We start from the raw sequence: 17,009 nt of genomic DNA, 5'->3' as shown, positions 1-17,009 counted from the left end.
AAATATAAATAACCCTGATATTTACAGCGAGGTTTTTAGCCATGTATATCCCTGATGATTTTGCAGAAAACCGTTTGGATGTATTGCATTCTCTTATTGCAGACTATCCATTTGGAGTGCTTTTTACGCATGGAAGTAAGGGCTTAGATGCAAATCATCTTCCATTCGAGTTGCAGGCAAATGAAGGGGAATTTGGCATGCTACATGCCCATGTGTCACGAAATAATTCTGTTTGGCAGGACATTAAAAATGGAGATGAGGTGTTGGTCATTTTTCAAGCAGGCGATGCGTATATTTCACCAAACTGGTATCCATCTAAACATGAACAGCACAGACAAGTACCCACATGGAACTATAGGGTTGTGCATGCTTATGGCAAAGTGACGATTCGAGATGATGAGCGTTATGTTCGTGGTGTAGTGGCTCGTTTAACCCGTACTCATGAAGCATCTCAACCTGAACCATGGAAAATGTCCGATGCACCAAAGGATTATCTTGAACTGATGTTAAAAGCCATTGTAGGTATTGAGATTGAAATTACCAAGCTGCAAGGAAAATCAAAACTTGGGCAAAACAAAGAACGCCGAGACATTTTAGGCGCGGCAGATGGCCTATCGAAATCTGGTCATCAAACTATAGCGAATGCCATGTACAGTGTGGCTGATTTAAATAAATAATTTTGAATATATAAAAGCTTAATATCAATTGAGGAGATAAAGATGTCTTTGACTACACCTGTTGAATTAGTGGGTGAGCACGTTATTTTAAAGCCGCTAGATGTAACTCAAGCTGAAGCGCTCAAAGAGGCCGTTTGCGATGGGGAGCTCTATAATCTTTGGTATACCCGTGTGCCAAGACCTGAACAGATGACTGCTGAAATTGAAAGACGTCTTGATTTGCAAAAATCCGGCTCTATGTTGCCTTTTTATATTGAAGACCGAAAAACGGGACGAGCGCTGGGCATGACAACACTCATGCATATTGAAGAAGCGCATCGCCGTGTAGAAATTGGTTCGACATGGTACCGAAAGTCTGCACAGCGTACGCCTGTAAATACTGAATGTAAAAAACTATTGCTAGCTCATGCATTTGAGACTTTAAACTGTATTGCGGTTGAGTTACGCACATCTTCATTAAATGTTCAAAGCCAAGCCGCGATTGTACGCTTGGGTGCAAAGCTCGATGGTGTGCTAAGAAGTCATCAAATTGTGAAAGATGATATTTTGCGGGACACTCATGTTTACAGTATTTTAAAACATGAGTGGCCTGCGGTTCGCCAAAATTTGGAATGGTTATTGAATAAACCGCGTTAAAAGGAATTTTAAGCAAGCTGTTTTTCTCTTTTTTGGCTTAGCCAAAAGAGAGAAGCTGCGGCAATCACCAACCATGGTATTAAAGCCATATTCATTGCTTTCCAGCCAAATAAATCCAGTAAAGCACCTGCACTAAACGAACAAATCAAACCGACAACAAAAACAGTCATATCGTTAATAGCTTGGGCCTTGGCTTTTTCAGCCACAGAATAAGTTCCTGTGAGTAAAGAAGTACTGCCAATAAATAAAAAGTTCCATCCCACACCTAATAAAATTAAAGAAATAGCAAAAGATGTGAACTGAATACCTGAGAGAGCAAATCCGATATAGCAGACAAATAATAAAAGACCTGCAAACATGATTTTAAGCACACCAAAGCGAGTAATTAAGTTTCCAGTAAAGAATGAAGGCAGAAACATACCAAGCACATGTAGCTGAATGACTGTCGTAATTGACCCAAGTTCATGGTGTGAATGTCGCATGGCAATGGGTGTGGCAGTCATACCTAAAATCATGATGCCATAACCTGTTATTGCGCCAAATAAAGCAACTAAATAGGTGGGTTGAAAGACAATCTGTTGCCATGGACGACCAGCAGTAAAGTCAGACTTTTGCTCAACTGTATCAGCTATATGTAAGCTAGATAAAATGCCCATTGCCACAAGTGAGATGATACTAATAATTAAAAATGAACCGATATATTCTAAATGCTGGAATAAGGGTCCACCAAAACGGGCTAAAGTCGGACCAATCAGTGCTGCAACAATTCCACCTGCCATCACCCAAGAAATAGCGCGTGAGCGGAACGCATCATTTGCCACTTCACTGGCAGCAAAACGGTAAAACTGAGCAAAGGATTGATAGGCCCCGACACATAGCGTACCCAGAGCCAGAAGCATGAGTGAACTATAAAAAATACCAATTGATGCGATAATGCCGCCGAGCACACCTAAAAAAGCACCGAATAGAAAACCGTTACGCCGTCCAATATGTGCCATTAATATTGAGGCAGGGAACATCATTAAAGCCGTACCCAAAAACATAGATGCGATGGGCAGCGTTGCAAGTGTTGGGGTATTTGCAATATTTGCCCCAGCCAAGCCACCAATGGTCATGACCATGACAGAAACGGTTTGGAAAAGGGATTGGGAACTCGCCAAAATTAATACTTGGCGGTGCATAGTATTTTGAAGCATAAAGAGCCTTTAATTATATTCCGCAATGGCTGAGGCTAGGTGTCCAGTTTTTACATAAAGAGAAGCGCCAGACAAACCAGCTTGAAAATAGGCAAGTGTTTTTGGAGGTAGGCGTATCCATGTTCCAGCGTCAAAAACCATTTCTTTATCAACCAACTGACCTTGGGTAATCAAAATTTCGATTCCACCCTCAGCTTCTTCAATAAAAAGTTGCTGCGGCTTGAGTTTTTCTAAATAAGTGTGTTCATAACTTGCATCAATTAATGTGCAAATTAAACGCGAATCTATTTTTTGCCATTGTGCTGGGTCGTTGGTATTGATTCGTAAAGCTTGAGTTTCTGACATAGGAATTTGCATAAGTTTGACAAAAATCAATGTACCTTCTTCACTCGATGGTTGGTGTACTGACTGATGGGGACTCCGTAAATACCATCCAGCGGAGTAGTGCAGATTTTGATTTTCAGTAAATACGCCTGAAAGTACGAGGATTTCTTCACCATGATGATGCCGATGTTCAGGGAAGGTTGTATGGGGCGCATATTTCACCAAACTAGTTGCACGAGCTATTTCATCGCCAATACGATCGAGCATGACACGATCAACTTCCCCACGGGGAGATTTCACCCAGTGATAGTCTTCAGGTTTGACAATCACAGCCTGTGAAAAATCAGCATGGATCAACATGAATACTCTCCTCCTAAAGGCAATTCTCTTTATTCAATAACAAAATAAATAAAGTGAGTGAGCAAGCCTACTCAAGATGTAAAAATTTAATCATTATGAATAGATTACAGAGCATTTTAGAAATAAAGATTTATATGTACAAATGAGATAATCTACTTAGCCAATAAAGAAAATCTTTAGCGTTATGAATTCACCAGTTTATCTCAATGCACTTCGTGCTTTTGAAGCCAGTGCACGACACAAAAGTTTTTCTGCTGCGGCAAAAGAGTTGAATGTGACTCCCGCCGCAGTGGGGCAATTGGTACGTACACTTGAAGATTGGTTAGGTTTTCCTTTATTTCATCGGCAAACGAATGGCAAAAATCGGCTGGTTGCTACCGAACTGGCTGAGTCGGTTTTACCGGATATTCGGGCGGGTTTTGATAAGCTCACTTTGGCTTTGGAGAAATTAAAACAAGATTCTCTATCAGGTGTGCTTAATATTGCGGTCAGTCCAGCATTTGCCGAAAAATGGCTATTACCAAGAATTGATCATTTTCAAAAACAATATCCAGATATTGATATTCGTTTAGACATTAACTTGAAAACCGTAGATTTTTTAGAACAAAAAGTCGATGTGGGTGTCAGATATGGTCAAGGACAATGGCAAGGTTTAGAAGCCGTTAAACTTATGGATGAAGAGGTTTATCCGGTATGCTCGCCCGCATTTTTAAATGAACACTCATCGCTCTTAACGCCGAACGATCTAAAAAATATCACTTTAATTCATGACCTTTCGATGGAAAAACATCAACAGTTTCCAGGGTGGCAATCTTGGCTAAAAAGTGTGGGTGTGGATAACATCAATATTCGTCGTGGTATGCAAATTAACAGTTCATCAGCCGTTTTACAGGCTGCAATGGAAGGACATGGTGTTGCGTTAGCGCGTAGTGTTATGGTGCAAAAAGATATACAAACTGGGCGTTTGATACGATTATTTCCTCAAATTAACTTCTCATCGCCCTTTTCTTATTATTTGGTGTACCGACCACAATACGCAAATTTACCTAAAGTCAAAATCTGCCTAGATTGGTTTTTTGAAGAAATTCATCGAATATAAAATTAATCATTAACCTGAAGTTAATAACTAACGATATAGGTTGATTGATCGAAATTCCATAAAGCGTTTTTATAGATTCAGAATAAAACTGCGATCTATAGGTAAGTACATGGAAGGATCAGTTCAGAATAAAGAACGGTTATGGACAAAGCGGCGTCATGCCAAACAACTAAAACTAGAGATGGCAAACCAATATACCGATGGTGTGGTAATCCCAACTCAGGACATTATTAAAGTTTTAGAAACCCTGATTACACCGGGTGACAAAGTTGTACTCGAAGGGAATAACCAAAAGCAGGCAGATTTCCTTTCGCGCTCTTTAGCACAAACCAATCCAGATATTTTGCATGATTTGCATATGATCATGCCGAGCGTTGGGCGCTCGGAACATCTTGATCTGTTTGAAAAAGGCATTGCGCGTAAACTCGATTTTTCTTTTGCTGGCCCACAAAGTTTGCGTATTAGTCAGTTAATTGAAGATGGTTTACTAGAGATTGGTGCGATTCATACCTATATCGAACTATATTCACGTTTGGTAGTCGACCTCATTCCAAATGTGGTGCTCTCAGCGGGCTTTATGGCAGACCGCCAAGGCAATATCTATACAGGTCCAAGTACCGAAGATTCTCCAGCACTTATTGAACCTGCTGCTTTTAGTGACGGTATCGTGATTGTTCAGGTCAATGAACTGGTCGATGACGTCTCAGAGTTACCCCGTGTCGATATTCCTGCTTCTTGGGTTGATTATGTGGTGGTGGCGGATCAGCCATTTTATATCGAACCGTTATTTACTCGTGACCCGAAACACATTAAGCCAGTGCATGTGCTTATGGCGATGATGGCAATTCGCGGAATTTATGAAAAGCATAATGTGCAATCATTAAACCATGGTATTGGTTTTAACACTGCGGCAATTGAACTGATTTTACCGACCTATGGTGAATCTTTAGGTTTAAAAGGAAAAATCTGCCGAAACTGGACACTAAATCCGCATCCGACCTTAATTCCAGCGATTGAAACAGGTTGGGTTGAAAGCGTGCATTGTTTTGGTACCGAACTCGGTATGGAAAAATATGTTGCTGCTCGTCCCGATGTTTTCTTTACAGGTCGTGATGGCGCTTTACGTTCCAACCGCATGATGTGTCAGCTCGCAGGTCAGTACGCCGTTGATCTATTTATTGGCGCAACTTTGCAAGTTGATGGTATGGGCCATTCTTCAACTGTCACCAAAGGTCGTTTGGCTGGTTTCGGTGGTGCACCAAACATGGGGCATGATCCACGCGGACGTCGTCATGATACACCTGCATGGTTAGATATGCGTTTGCAAGGTGCCAATGAAACCGAAACTTATTTGGCACGTGGTAAAAAGTTAGTTGTACAAATGGTGGAAACCTTCCAAGAGGGTGGCAAGCCAACTTTTGTAGATCGTCTCGATGCGATTGATGTTGCTAAAACCGCAGGTTTGCCTTTAGCCCCGATCATGATTTATGGCGATGATGTGACCCATTTACTGACTGAAGAAGGCATTGCTTATCTATATAAAGCAAGCAGCCAAGAAGAGCGCCAAGCCATGATTGCTGCGGTGGCAGGTGTGACCAGTATTGGTTTAACTCAAGACCCAAAAACAACAGCACGTTTAAGAAGTGAAGGCTTGGTGGTATTCCCTGAAGATTTAGGTATTCGTCGCACCGATGCAACACGTGAACTTTTAGCTGCAAAAAATATTGCCGACTTGGTGACATGGTCAGATGGCTTATATCAACCACCTGCAAAATTCAGGAGTTGGTAATGATGGCACAAGTTCAATATCAAACGCTCAGCGATAATCAGCTTTTGGCAGATATGGCAGTCGAAGCGTTAATTGATGAAGTTAATCTGACACCGAAACCAGCTTTGGTAGATCGCCGTGGCAGTGGTGCACATGATGATCTGACTTTGGAGTTAATGGAGCGCTCTGCGAAAAGTTTAGGGCCTATGTTTGAGGAAATGGCTCAAGTTGCAAAACATCATGGAAAAGTCTGTTTAGCTTTGCGTGAAGACATTGGAGAAATCGGTCGCCAAGGTGAAAAGACCATGATGTTGGCAACAGATGGTGTAAATACACACCGCGGTGCAATTTGGGCCTTGGGTTTAATGGTTACCGCATCAGCATTAGCGCACACGAATCAACAGTACTTTTCTGCTGTTGAGCTATGCCAGTTAGCAGGCCAGATTGCTCAGCTTGAAGATCGCTTTATTCCAAAGCAGGCTTTGAGTCATGGTCAGCAAGTACAAAAGAAATTAGGCATCTTAGGTGCTAAAGAACAGGCTCAACAAGGTTTTCCAACCATCGTAAATTTTGGCTTAAAACAGCTTTACCAAAGTCGTAGTAAACCCATGAAAGAAGAGTTCGCTCGTTTAGATGCTTTACTTGCCATGATGACCGATCTGACCGATACCTGTGTGCTTTATCGCTCGGGAACATCTGGCTTAAAGCGTATGCAACAAGGTGCACAGCAAGTACTTGATTTGGGCGGCAGCTCAAGCTTGGAAGGCCGACGTGCTTTGCATCTTTTAGAGATTGATCTGCTTCGGATGAAAGCTTCTGCAGGTGGTGCCGCAGATTTGTTGGCAGCAACACTATTTGTAGATCGTGCTGAGCAGTTATCCGGAAAAAATAAAAAGGGATTTTGATTATGGAAACACTTCATTTTGAATTTGTGGCCACAGAGCCACCTGTAAAAAAAGCACTAGTAGGATGTGTAGGCTCTGGCGATTTAGAAATTTTGATGGAACCCGGTGAAAAGGGAAAGACCTCTATTCAGGTAGTGACTTCGGTAGATGGCAGTGCAGCACGTTGGCACAATCTTTTTGAACGGATTTTTACTGCGCAAATACCGCCAGCGGTCAATATTGATATTCATGATTTTGGTGCAACTCCCGGTGTTGTTCGCTTACGTCTGGAACAAGCATTGGAGGAGATTGCTCATGACTGATATTCAAAGCTTGTTAAATAAACAAGATTTTATTGAGCTGAGTGCGAGAGAGCGTGCTAAAGCATTATTAGATGAAGGGACTTTTCGAGAGTTACTCGACCCATTTGCCCGTGTTATGTCGCCTTGGCTCGTTAAACAGAATATTGTGCCGCAAGCCGATGATGGCGTGGTGATTGCAAAAGGATCTATTCAAGAACGCCCAGTGGTTTTAATTTCTATTGAAGGCTTATTTCAAGGTGGCAGTTTAGGTGAGGTGGGCGGTGCCAAAATTGCGGGTGCCTTAGAACTTGCGGTTGAAGACAATCTAAAAGGCATTCCAACAGCTGCAATTTTATTGTTGGAAACGGGTGGCGTTCGTTTACAAGAAGCAAATCTGGGCTTGGCTGCAATTGCTGAGATTCAAGCTGCAATTGTGAATTTACGTCAGTATCAACCCGTGATTGCCGTGGTTGCTGGTAGTGTAGGGTGTTTTGGCGGTATGTCAATTGCAGCTGGACTATGTAGCTATATTGTAATGACACAAGAAGGACGTTTAGGTCTAAATGGCCCACAAGTGATAGAACAAGAAGCTGGTGTACAAGAATATAACGCCAAAGATCGTCCATTTATATGGAGTATTACTGGCGGGAACCAACGGTTTGCTAGTGGTTTGGCAGATGCTTATGTAGACGATGATCGCCAGAAAATTCGTCAGCGAGTCATCGATTATTTAACTCAAGGCGTACCTCATCAGCATCGTAGTTCAAATTACTCATTCTATTTAGAAAAGCTACAACAAGTTGATACTGCTGAGCAGATTACCCCAGCACAAGTTCAAGCTTTGTATCAAGGAGAGCAAGCATGAATATCGCCGTTGATACATTAAAAGCATCTACTCGTGGTGCACATTGGTTTAAAGCACTTACGCAGGGTTTTAAGACAGTTGAAGGTTTTCCAGCTTCGATTTGGGTGGCTGATGGTCAGATTGATCAGCAAGTGGTGCGCGTGATTACCGTTGTGCAAGATACCAATAATCTGTTCCCACGGGCAAAACAAGGAGAAGTTGGACTCTTGGAAGGCTGGGGCTTGGCAAAAGCAGTCGATGAGGTGATTCAAGCCGATGCACAGGCTGAAACTAAACGCGGGATTTTATGTCTGGTTGATGTTCCAAGTCAGGCCTATGGGCGCCGCGAAGAATTATTAGGTATTCATCAAGCTTTAGCGGGTGCAGTAGATAGCTATGCTAGAGCTAGATTGGCAGGTCATCCAATTGTGAGTTTATTGGTTGGTAAGTCGATGTCTGGTGCTTTCTTGGCGCATGGATACCAAGCCAATCGTATTATTGCCTTAAAAGATTCAGGTGTTATGGTGCATGCGATGGGTAAGGAATCTGCTGCACGCGTTACCTTGCGGTCGGTTGATGAGTTAGAGCAATTGGCATCAAGCATTCCGCCAATGGCTTATGACATTGAAAGTTATGCCACGCTTGGTTTGTTATCTGAACTGTTATCTGTTGAAAACCCTGAACAACCGACAAACGATGATCTTTCGTTAGCGAAGCAGGTAGTTGCTCGAGCATTTAAAGAAATTAATGCTGATCAATCTAGCGGATTGGAACAAAGACTTCACGGCCAAAACCGTCAAATGTCTAAAAAAGTCCGTGAATTATTGCGTGAGCAATGGTCATGAAACTTAGGCTCGAAGCCCATGATTTACTGTGGGGCATGACGGTTGATTGCTTAGCCGATGATGCTCCGCTTTGGGTGAGAGAGGCGTTACTACGAGGCGATCCTGTTGTGGTTCGACGGGAAATTACTCCTGAAGATCAGGTGGCTGTGGGTATAAGAGGACAATTTCGCTATCAACGATATGCAGCGCAAATGCCAAGATCTGTAATTAGCAGACAGCTTAAACCCGAAGCACTAGCTGAAGTAAATCCAAGGCACTTTAAACACTTGGCAGAACGTTTACAGAGCATTTCTAGCATTATGAAAAACTTTTCAGGATGTTGGGGATATACAGGAAGTTTCGGGTTTGAGCTAGCAACGGGCATTAAAACAGTAACCCAGCAAAGTGACATAGATTTGTTGATTCGAGCTGAACAACCTTTTGCTAAAAAGCAGGCGATTGAGCTACTCGAAAATTTTCACCAAGCCGGGCTCAATGTGGATATACAGCTTCAACTTCCACAAGGTGGTTTGGCGTTAAAAGAATGGACTAGGGATAGCGGAAAAGTTCTATTGAAACGTCCTGAGGGTGCTGTTTTAGTAGAAAACCCATGGAATTAGGGAATAGATATCATGGCTTCAATTTGGGTATATCCGGGACAAGGTGTGCAAAGAAGCAATATGTTGCACGATTTACCTCAAACCGCACTGGTTAAAGAATACCTTGAGCGTGCATCGGATGCACTCAAAGAAGATGTCTTGATGCTAGATAGTCCGGCTGCATTGCAGTCGACACGTGCAGTACAGCTTTGTTTACTGATTTCAGGTGTGGTGAGTTCAGCTTTATTAACAGCGGAAAACTTAACACCTGATTATGTAGCGGGTCTATCAATTGGCGCATGGTCGGCTGCGGTTATAGCAGGAGTTTTAGCCTTTGAGGATGCCGTTCGTTTGGTTGCCTATCGAGGTGAACTCATGCAAAACGCCTATCCAACTGGCTATGGTATGACGGCCCTGATTGGTACAGACCGTGCAGCTGTTGAAACATGGGTCAAACAAATTTATGAAATAACGCCAGAGGTGTTTGTCGCAAATATTAATGCACATAATCAGATTGTTATTTCAGGAAGCTTTGAAGCCATGACTCAAGTTGCTGTTTTGGCAAAGCAACAAGGCGTGGTGGCAAAAAAATTAGATGTATCGGTGCCATCGCACTGTGAATTATTAAGTCAGCAAGCAAAGCAACTTGCAGCGTCTATGGAGGGAGTGACTTTAAAGCAGCCTAAAATACGTTATTTAAGTGGTACAACGGCTCGTACGCTTAGCAGGCCAGAACAGATTGGTGATGACTTGGCTTTTAATATGAGTCGAACTGTAGATTGGGAAAGTACCATCCAAGCTGCATGGGAGCGAGGTGTGAGGTTACAGATCGAAGCTTTGCCGGGAACGGTGCTTACTACACTTGCACGTCGAACATTTAAAGAAGGAACTGTATTGTCATTTCAGGGAACACGTTTAGACAGCATTCAGATGGCAATGCAAAAAGAACAGGCAAATAGTTTTTCTTTTTGAGTCAGATTTTACAAAAGCATAAATGATCCAAGGATATGAGGGATTGTCATGATTATATATGGAGTTGGTTTACTCGCACTTTGCACCTTGGTTGGTGTAATTGCTGGTGATCTATTAGGCGTTTTATTGGGTGTAAAGTCCAATGTTGGTGGCGTGGGTATCGCCATGATTTTACTCATTTGTATACGGTTATGGATGGAAAAACGTGGAATGATGACAGTTGAAACTGAAAAAGGAGTTTCATTCTGGGGCACCATGTATATCCCGGTTGTTGTTGCTATGGCAGCCCAACAAAATGTAGTGGCAGCATTATCGAGTGGCCATATGGCACTCTTTGCGGCTGTAGTCTCAGTTGCAGTTTGTACGCTCACTATTGCTGGTCTAAGTCGATATAACAAAGCCAGCCCTTTACCTAAAGAAGAAGAGGACACAGCCTTAAACCGAATCGGAGGTAAAGTTCATGGTTGAATTATTATTAAAAGACTTAACACATTTAGGTTTAATTACAGCTTTTGCTTTAATTGCCTTAATTATGTGGCTGTCGACCAAGCTCTCTAAATATTTAACCAATGGACGTGTGCATGCTTCAGCAATTGCGATTGTAATTGGTTTGATTTTGGCATGGTTTGGCGGAAAAATGACAGGTGGTGAAAAAGGCTTGACCGACCTTGCACTTTTTACAGGTGTAGGACTCATGGGCGGTGCAATGCTTCGTGACTTTACTATTGTAGCCACAGCATTTGAAGTACAAGCGACTGAGGCCAAAAAAGCTGGATTTATTGGTGCCTTCTCTTTATTTCTCGGGACCATTTTGCCATTTATTGTCGGTTGTATGTTTGCGTGGATTTTTGGCTATCGCGATGCGGTAAGTATTACCACAATTGGCGCAGGTGCAGTGACTTACATTGTTGGGCCAGTGACTGGAGCTGCAATTGGCGCAAGTTCTGAGGTCATGGCGTTATCAATTGCAACGGGCTTAGTGAAAGCAATCTGTGTAATGGTTTCAACACCACTCACTGCGAAATTTATGGGATTAGACAATCCACGTTCTGCGATGATTTTTGGCGGTTTGGCAGGAACGGTAAGTGGCGTGTCAGCTGGTTTAGCTGCTACAGACCGCCGTTTAGTGCCTTACGGTGCACTTACAGCAACTTTTCATACGGGCCTTGGTTGCTTAATGGGTCCAACTATTCTGTTCTTTGCGGTTAAAGCTTTGGTGGGTTAATACGTATTTTATAATCAGGCAAAAGAGCTGTTGTTATTCGCAGCAGCTTCTATCTTTTAAAGTTAGATGCAAACATACGACATTCAGCAATCAGAGCAAGTAAGTTTGGGTCGCGTTCTTTACTTTTTAAGAAGACCAGACCGATTTCTTGTTGCATGTGGTATTGCTGTTTTAGCGGAATAAGTTTTACCGAACTTTCATAAACCGCAGAAATACGACCAGGTAATAGTGCGAAACCTACACCTGAGCTAACCATACTAATTAAGGTAAAAATATCATTGACCTGCAAAGCAACTTTAGGTGAAAAACCGGCTTTTTTAAAAATGATGTCGCTGTCGTTATGAGTTGCAAAACCCTTGGTTAAAGTTAAAAAAGTTTCTTCTTTTAAAAGGCTTAAATCAATATCTTTAAACTCAGCATATTTTGAATCTTTATTGACTGCCAGAAAGATATCGTCTGAAAACATCGGCAAAATTTCAAAGTCATCATCTTGAGTGGTTTCATTTAAAGCTACAATCATTGCATCCAGCTCAGTTGCTTTGAGCTTTTTCACCAAATCCTGATTTGAACTCAGCAACAGTTGAATATCAAGCTCACTACGTCTGAGTTTGAGACCGCTAATCACATTTGGAATCGTATTTACCGTCAAAGAATAAAGAGACCCTAAATGTAAAACCTTGGCTGCAAAGCCAGCGGCTTCTCTGGTTTTATTTACGGTGATAAAAATGTCTTGTACGATTTTTTGCGCCCGTTCTTCAAATACATAAGCACTTTTTAAAGGAATGAGGTTACGGCCTTCATTTTTAAAAAGAGGACAACGTAAAGCGCTTTCTAAAGAGTGTAGTGCTTTATGAACACTGACATTACTCAGTTGCATTTCTGCCGCGGTTTTAGACAAATTGCCACAGCGCATAAAGGCCAAAAAAATCTGTATTTTTTTAAGAGTCAGTTCTTCATCTATTTCCATATTAACATCCAGATATTCTTACCCTTAAAATCGCGCTTTAAGATGAAACTATCATAAATTAAATACTTTAAAATTGTGCTTAGGTCGAAGCATCACTTTACAGGCTTGCTTCGACCCTTTGTTGAATGGTTTTGATGACTTGATCTAAAGCAGTTTGAATTTTTTCGTTCCACTCAAAAGAACAATTGATTCTTAAATAATGCTGCTGTGCGGGTAAAACACTAAAGAGTGGGCTTGGCGCAACACCAATATCTTGTTGGATGAGTTCTTCATAAATTTGCATGCTATCGAGTTTATGAGGCAATTTAACCCATAGAAAATAACCGCTTGGGTAATAATAAATCTCACAGATCGCGGGCAGATGTTGCTTCAAATAGTGGTAAAACTGCTTTTTATAACGTTCAAGTGAAAGTCTAAGTGTGCGCAAATGCTTTTCATAATGATGATGAGACAAGAACTCAACCAAGGCATTTTGGATGAGTGCATTCACTGAAATAGTACTCATGAGCTGCAAGTGTTGGATATGATCTGAAAACTTACCCGCATAGACCCAACCTACCCGAAAACCTGCCCCTAAAGTTTTAGAAAATGAAGAGCAGTGCAGTACCAGATTTTGTTGGTCAAAGTACTTCATCGAAAGTGGTTTTTGCCCGCCATAATAAAGCTCTTCATAGACATCATCTTCAATTAAGTAAATTTGGTGTTCATGAAGCAGTTTGGCAATTTTATATTTAATCTCATCACTGACCGTAAACCCGATCGGGTTGTGGCTATTTAACATGAGCCAACATACTTTAATTGGATATGTATGAATAACCTGTTCAAAAGCCTCTAGGTCAAAACCATGTTGTGGATGTTCGGGAATGGTAATGACCTTAAGTCCTAAACGTTCAGCAGCCTGCCAAGCACCGTAAAACACGGTTTGTTGCAATAGAATATAGTCACCCGGTTTGGCTACTGCTTGTAAAGAAAGATTGAGTGCATCTAATCCTCCGGATGTAATGACAATGTCATCTGGATCGGTCTGTATGCCTTGCATACAGTAGCGCTGAGCAATCAGTTTTCTTAACGCTAAATTACCGGGAGGTAGGCTTGCTGTTTGGTCATAGCTTTGCTTTTGCCGTGCAAGTTGCCCCATAATTTGAATAAGTTTGGGAGCAGCTAAAAGTTGACTATCAGGAAAAGCTGAACCAAAAGGTATAACAGACTCATGTTGAATCGATTTAAGATATTTAAAAACTAAAGAATTAATTTCAATTTTAGAATTGAGTGAAACGACCGAATATTGTTCCAGTGGTTTAAGTGCAATTTGCTCGGCAACAAAATAGCCAGACTTTTCCTTTGAATAGATCAGACCTTGTGATTCAAGCTCCTGATAAGCATTCATCACAGTCATTAAACTAAAACCAGAACGATGGACCTGATCTCTTAATGACGGTAATTTCTCATGTGCATTTAAAGTGCCGCTTTCAATAAGTTGGCGAATGCTATGGGCGAGTTGTTCTGATTTATACATGTATGGGCTGCACGAAATAACAAAATAAAAGATGCAATGAACCAATAATAAATGCCGCTTGCAGAATCTACAAACGGCATTTGTTTATAAGGATGGGTTTACTTTAAGTAAGGGGCAGCATAAATCAATATCACTTTAAACAAACCTGCAATCACAGCTAAGGCTAAAAAACCACCAAGCCATAACAGAATAAACCATTGGGTTTGACTGAGTTTAACTGACGACTTTTTCATAACACCCCCGTACCTTAATGATAACCTTCATCACCTACACGAACTTTGTCACGGAATACCCAGTAAGACACAATGGTGTAAGTAATAATGATTGGAATCAAAATAAGCGCACCCACTAAAGCAAACATTTGGCTGGAATGAGGCGCTGCCGCTTGCCAAATCGTAACTGATGGTGGAATGATATTTGGCCACAAACTAATCACAAAACCAGTAAAGGCAAGGAAGACCAATGCCAAGGTATATATAAATGGTTTGTGGTCTTGCTGTTTTTTACATGCCGATAAAATCAGGCCAACAAATAGTAAGACCAAAATAGGCACTGGACTAAAATAAAACAGATTTGGTAAAGAGAACCAGCGATCTGCAATTTCGGGGTGTGTTAACGGCGTATATAAACTGACGGCACCAAAGATAATGAGCAGCGCAATAATTAACTTTGGCATCAGCTCATACATACGTTGCTGCAAGCCTTTTTCAGTTTTTAAAATGAGCCAACCACAGCCTAAAGTGGCATACATGGCAACTACACCAATACCTGTGAAAATGGAGAATGCAGTAAGCCAGTCAAAAGGGCCACCGGCAAAAATACCGTTTTCGGTTTTAATCCCTTGAATATAGGCCCCTAAAATAATCCCTTGGAGGAAGCTCGTTAAAACCGAACCCCAAATAAAAGCTAAGTCCCAAAGGTGTTTGGTCCGATGAGCTTTAAAACGGAATTCAAAAGCAACCCCACGGAAAATCAAGGCAATGACCATGAAAATAATAGGCAGGTAGAGCGCAGATAAAACCGTTGAATAGACCAGCGGGAAGGCTGCATACAGGCCAGCACCCCCAAGTACCATCCAGGTTTCATTACCATCCCAGACAGGAGCGACGGTATTCATCATCACGTCACGTTCTTGGCTATTCTTAATGAAGGGGAACATAATCCCGATTCCTAAGTCAAAGCCATCCATGACCACGTAAATTAAAACACCTAAACCGATAATACCGACCCATATTAAAGAAAGATCAATCATGACGGTTCTCCCCAGAGTTTTGTTTGCTGTCAATATTTTCATCAACTGCACTAAGTGGACGCATCGGTGTTTTAAAGTGTCCTACGCCGCCTGCTTCCATATTTGGCGTGTCGATAAATACAGGGCCTTTATTAATGAGTTTTAAGGTGTAGTAAATTCCACTACCAAAAACGATGGTATACACCACCACAAAAATAAAGAGACTTAGACCCACCTGATCTGCCGAAACAGTATGCGATAAACCATCTTTGGTTCGCATAATGCCATATACTACCCAAGGTTGACGGCCTACTTCGGTAGTGATCCAACCAGCCAGCATTGCCACATAACCTGCAGGCCCCATCACTACAGCAAATTTATGAAACCATGATGTTTCATAGAGTTTTCCTCTTTTACGTAACCAAAGAGCAATGAGTGATAAGGTGACCATAAGGACGCCAAGACCCACCATGACACGGAAACTCCAGAAAATAATGGTCGAGTTCGGACGGTCTTCAGGTGCGAATTCTTTTAAGCCAGTCACTTGTCCATCTAAACTGTGAGTCAAAATTAAGCTACCCAAATATGGAACGCCCACTTCAAAGTGATTTCGTTCTTCTTTCATATCCGGAATGGCAAATAACAGTAGTGGCATAGGCTCGTTATGATTAGTTTCCCAGTGGCCTTCCATAGCAGCAAGTTTGGCAGGCTGATGCTCACGAGTATTTAAACCGTGGTTATCGCCGATCACCACTTGTAAACAAGAAGTCACAAGTACCATCCATAAACCCATCGAGAATGATTTTTTCACCAATTCATCACGACGGCCTTTTACCAAGTGCCAAGCAGATGTTCCCACTACCAATAAAGATGAAACCAAGAAGGCAGCAGCACCCATATGTGCAAAGCGGTAAGGGAAGGACGGGTTGAAGACAATAGCTAGCCAGTCTTTTGGCACAATAATGCCATTTTCGATGGCAAAACCTTGCGGTGTTTGCATCCAGCTATTGGACGATAAAATCCAGAACATCGAAATACATGTTCCGATGGCAACCATAAGCGTTGCAAAGAAATGGGCTCTAGGACCAACACGGCCCCAACCAAACAGCATGATTCCTAAGAAACCTGCTTCTAAGAAGAAGGCACTCAAGACTTCATAGGTAAGTAAAGGACCAGTAATGCTTCCTGCTACTCGTGAAAATTCACTCCAGTTGGTACCAAACTGATAGCTCATCACGACACCGGAAACAACTCCCATACCAAACGCAACGGCAAAGATCTTAATCCAGTATTTAAATAGATCTTTATAGATAGGGTTTTGCGTTCTTAACCATTTCCATTCCAAAACTGCCAAAAAACAGGCAAGTCCAATAGAAGTGGCCGGAAAAATAATATGGAAGGATACTGTAAAAGCAAATTGTATTCGTGCTAATTCTAAAGCGGTTAGACCGAGGCTCATAAACTTTCCCCCTGTGAACTAGCTGATGATGATTAAATGATTTAACTACTTAATTTCAGGCAAAAAAGTACTTTGGCAATTAGGCTTACTTCTGTGATAAATGTTCTTAGCAAGTAAAGTGCCAAC

At 41.7% G+C, this 17,009-nt stretch carries 19 protein-coding genes; 12 read left to right on the top strand and 7 right to left on the bottom strand.

All coding sequences use genetic code 11. The features are described 5' to 3' along the window. Nucleotides 1-41: 41 nt before the first annotated feature. Entirely contained in the window at nt 42-677 is a 636-nt protein-coding gene (locus MKL36_RS16195) for an FMN-binding negative transcriptional regulator (RefSeq protein WP_021510705.1), read from the top strand. Nucleotides 678-719: 42 nt separating this feature from the next. After that, nucleotides 720-1,313, top strand: a complete 594-nt coding sequence (locus tag MKL36_RS16190; RefSeq protein ID WP_000060343.1) for a GNAT family N-acetyltransferase — start codon at nt 720-722, stop codon at nt 1,311-1,313. Nucleotides 1,314-1,321: 8 nt separating this feature from the next. Here MKL36_RS16190 and MKL36_RS16185 read toward each other — a convergent pair whose 3' ends face one another. Together MKL36_RS16185 and MKL36_RS16180 are read right to left on the bottom strand one after the other, a co-directional pair. Then, nucleotides 1,322-2,509, bottom strand: a complete 1,188-nt coding sequence (locus MKL36_RS16185) for an MFS transporter (RefSeq protein WP_000941175.1) — start codon at nt 2,507-2,509, stop codon at nt 1,322-1,324. A gap of 9 nt (nt 2,510-2,518) precedes the next feature. Further along, the gene (locus MKL36_RS16180) at nt 2,519-3,193 is read right to left on the bottom strand and encodes a cupin domain-containing protein (RefSeq protein ID WP_000905137.1); all 675 of its coding nucleotides are present in this window, start codon (nt 3,191-3,193) and stop codon (nt 2,519-2,521) included. A 184-nt stretch (nt 3,194-3,377) separates the two neighbouring features. On the opposite strand from MKL36_RS16180, the gene gcvA reads away from it, so the two are divergent. From gcvA to madM, 10 genes are all read left to right on the top strand, one after another. Beyond that, a complete protein-coding gene (gene gcvA / locus MKL36_RS16175; protein ID WP_002133129.1) occupies nt 3,378-4,292 on the top strand; it encodes a transcriptional regulator GcvA in 915 nt (304 codons plus the stop codon). A 109-nt stretch (nt 4,293-4,401) separates the two neighbouring features. Beyond that, complete coding sequence (mdcA, locus tag MKL36_RS16170; protein WP_021510706.1) at nt 4,402-6,081, top strand: malonate decarboxylase subunit alpha; 1,680 nt, start codon at nt 4,402-4,404, stop codon at nt 6,079-6,081. Continuing rightward, nucleotides 6,081-6,965, top strand: a complete 885-nt coding sequence (locus MKL36_RS16165; protein WP_000968293.1) for a triphosphoribosyl-dephospho-CoA synthase — start codon at nt 6,081-6,083, stop codon at nt 6,963-6,965. The genes mdcA and MKL36_RS16165 overlap by 1 nt, the downstream gene beginning before the upstream one ends. A 2-nt stretch (nt 6,966-6,967) precedes the next feature. Further along, complete coding sequence (locus tag MKL36_RS16160; protein ID WP_000448953.1) at nt 6,968-7,267, top strand: malonate decarboxylase subunit delta; 300 nt, start codon at nt 6,968-6,970, stop codon at nt 7,265-7,267. Continuing rightward, nucleotides 7,260-8,111, top strand: a complete 852-nt coding sequence (locus tag MKL36_RS16155) for a biotin-independent malonate decarboxylase subunit beta (RefSeq protein ID WP_000129847.1) — start codon at nt 7,260-7,262, stop codon at nt 8,109-8,111. Before MKL36_RS16160 ends, MKL36_RS16155 begins: the two co-directional genes overlap by 8 nt. Continuing rightward, complete coding sequence (gene mdcE, locus MKL36_RS16150) at nt 8,108-8,935, top strand: biotin-independent malonate decarboxylase subunit gamma (protein ID WP_021510707.1); 828 nt, start codon at nt 8,108-8,110, stop codon at nt 8,933-8,935. The genes MKL36_RS16155 and mdcE overlap by 4 nt, the downstream gene beginning before the upstream one ends. Next, a complete protein-coding gene (locus MKL36_RS16145) occupies nt 8,926-9,534 on the top strand; it encodes a malonate decarboxylase holo-ACP synthase (RefSeq protein WP_021510708.1) in 609 nt (202 codons plus the stop codon). The genes mdcE and MKL36_RS16145 overlap by 10 nt, the downstream gene beginning before the upstream one ends. Before the next feature lie 12 nt (nt 9,535-9,546). Continuing rightward, a complete protein-coding gene (gene mdcH / locus MKL36_RS16140) occupies nt 9,547-10,485 on the top strand; it encodes a malonate decarboxylase subunit epsilon (protein ID WP_021510709.1) in 939 nt (312 codons plus the stop codon). Between the two features lie 48 nt (nt 10,486-10,533). After that, on the top strand, nt 10,534-10,953 hold the full coding sequence (madL, locus tag MKL36_RS16135) for a malonate transporter subunit MadL (protein ID WP_000587906.1): 420 nt from the start codon (nt 10,534-10,536) through the stop codon (nt 10,951-10,953). Further along, complete coding sequence (madM, locus tag MKL36_RS16130; protein ID WP_000229914.1) at nt 10,946-11,710, top strand: malonate transporter subunit MadM; 765 nt, start codon at nt 10,946-10,948, stop codon at nt 11,708-11,710. Before madL ends, madM begins: the two co-directional genes overlap by 8 nt. Nucleotides 11,711-11,759: 49 nt before the next feature. Here madM and MKL36_RS16125 read toward each other — a convergent pair whose 3' ends face one another. The 5 genes from MKL36_RS16125 to MKL36_RS16105 form a co-directional block, all read right to left on the bottom strand. Next, nucleotides 11,760-12,677, bottom strand: coding sequence for a LysR family transcriptional regulator (locus MKL36_RS16125; RefSeq protein WP_021510710.1), 918 nt, complete (start codon nt 12,675-12,677; stop codon nt 11,760-11,762). Nucleotides 12,678-12,774: 97 nt separating this feature from the next. Next, nucleotides 12,775-14,193 (bottom strand): aminotransferase-like domain-containing protein, encoded by a 1,419-nt coding sequence (locus MKL36_RS16120; RefSeq protein ID WP_021510711.1) that lies wholly within the window; start codon nt 14,191-14,193, stop codon nt 12,775-12,777. Nucleotides 14,194-14,291: 98 nt separating this feature from the next. Continuing rightward, the gene (locus MKL36_RS16115) at nt 14,292-14,426 is read right to left on the bottom strand and encodes a hypothetical protein (RefSeq protein ID WP_000749814.1); all 135 of its coding nucleotides are present in this window, start codon (nt 14,424-14,426) and stop codon (nt 14,292-14,294) included. Between the two features lie 14 nt (nt 14,427-14,440). Further along, nucleotides 14,441-15,445 carry a cytochrome d ubiquinol oxidase subunit II gene (gene cydB / locus MKL36_RS16110; RefSeq protein WP_000566431.1) on the bottom strand — a complete coding sequence of 335 codons (1,005 nt, stop codon included), beginning with the start codon at nt 15,443-15,445 and terminating at the stop codon, nt 14,441-14,443. Next, a complete protein-coding gene (locus tag MKL36_RS16105; protein WP_000052002.1) occupies nt 15,438-16,883 on the bottom strand; it encodes a cytochrome ubiquinol oxidase subunit I in 1,446 nt (481 codons plus the stop codon). Before MKL36_RS16105 ends, cydB begins: the two co-directional genes overlap by 8 nt. Nucleotides 16,884-17,009: the final 126 nt, after the last annotated feature.

The sequence above is a fragment of the Acinetobacter sp. AOR12_HL genome, from assembly GCF_027855275.1.
GTDB lineage: Bacteria > Pseudomonadota > Gammaproteobacteria > Pseudomonadales > Moraxellaceae > Acinetobacter > Acinetobacter baumannii.
This window is presented reverse-complemented; position numbering and strand designations above follow the sequence as displayed.

Excerpts from the sequence above, each read along its gene's own strand:
- MKL36_RS16105 (WP_000052002.1), bottom strand. The coding sequence starts at position 16,883 with ATGAGCCTCGGTCTAACCGCTTTAGAATTAGCACGAATACAATTTGCT.
- MKL36_RS16185 (WP_000941175.1), bottom strand. The coding sequence starts at position 2,509 with ATGCTTCAAAATACTATGCACCGCCAAGTATTAATTTTGGCGAGTTCC.
- madL (WP_000587906.1), top strand. The coding sequence starts at position 10,534 with ATGATTATATATGGAGTTGGTTTACTCGCACTTTGCACCTTGGTTGGT.
- MKL36_RS16120 (WP_021510711.1), bottom strand. The coding sequence starts at position 14,193 with ATGTATAAATCAGAACAACTCGCCCATAGCATTCGCCAACTTATTGAA.
- MKL36_RS16195 (WP_021510705.1), top strand. The coding sequence starts at position 42 with ATGTATATCCCTGATGATTTTGCAGAAAACCGTTTGGATGTATTGCAT.
- cydB (WP_000566431.1), bottom strand. The coding sequence starts at position 15,445 with ATGATTGATCTTTCTTTAATATGGGTCGGTATTATCGGTTTAGGTGTT.
- gcvA (WP_002133129.1), top strand. The coding sequence starts at position 3,378 with ATGAATTCACCAGTTTATCTCAATGCACTTCGTGCTTTTGAAGCCAGT.
- mdcE (WP_021510707.1), top strand. The coding sequence starts at position 8,108 with ATGAATATCGCCGTTGATACATTAAAAGCATCTACTCGTGGTGCACAT.
- mdcA (WP_021510706.1), top strand. The coding sequence starts at position 4,402 with ATGGAAGGATCAGTTCAGAATAAAGAACGGTTATGGACAAAGCGGCGT.
- MKL36_RS16155 (WP_000129847.1), top strand. The coding sequence starts at position 7,260 with ATGACTGATATTCAAAGCTTGTTAAATAAACAAGATTTTATTGAGCTG.
- MKL36_RS16165 (WP_000968293.1), top strand. The coding sequence starts at position 6,081 with ATGATGGCACAAGTTCAATATCAAACGCTCAGCGATAATCAGCTTTTG.
- MKL36_RS16145 (WP_021510708.1), top strand. The coding sequence starts at position 8,926 with ATGGTCATGAAACTTAGGCTCGAAGCCCATGATTTACTGTGGGGCATG.
- madM (WP_000229914.1), top strand. The coding sequence starts at position 10,946 with ATGGTTGAATTATTATTAAAAGACTTAACACATTTAGGTTTAATTACA.
- MKL36_RS16160 (WP_000448953.1), top strand. The coding sequence starts at position 6,968 with ATGGAAACACTTCATTTTGAATTTGTGGCCACAGAGCCACCTGTAAAA.
- MKL36_RS16125 (WP_021510710.1), bottom strand. The coding sequence starts at position 12,677 with ATGGAAATAGATGAAGAACTGACTCTTAAAAAAATACAGATTTTTTTG.
- MKL36_RS16115 (WP_000749814.1), bottom strand. The coding sequence starts at position 14,426 with ATGAAAAAGTCGTCAGTTAAACTCAGTCAAACCCAATGGTTTATTCTG.
- MKL36_RS16180 (WP_000905137.1), bottom strand. The coding sequence starts at position 3,193 with ATGTTGATCCATGCTGATTTTTCACAGGCTGTGATTGTCAAACCTGAA.
- MKL36_RS16190 (WP_000060343.1), top strand. The coding sequence starts at position 720 with ATGTCTTTGACTACACCTGTTGAATTAGTGGGTGAGCACGTTATTTTA.
- mdcH (WP_021510709.1), top strand. The coding sequence starts at position 9,547 with ATGGCTTCAATTTGGGTATATCCGGGACAAGGTGTGCAAAGAAGCAAT.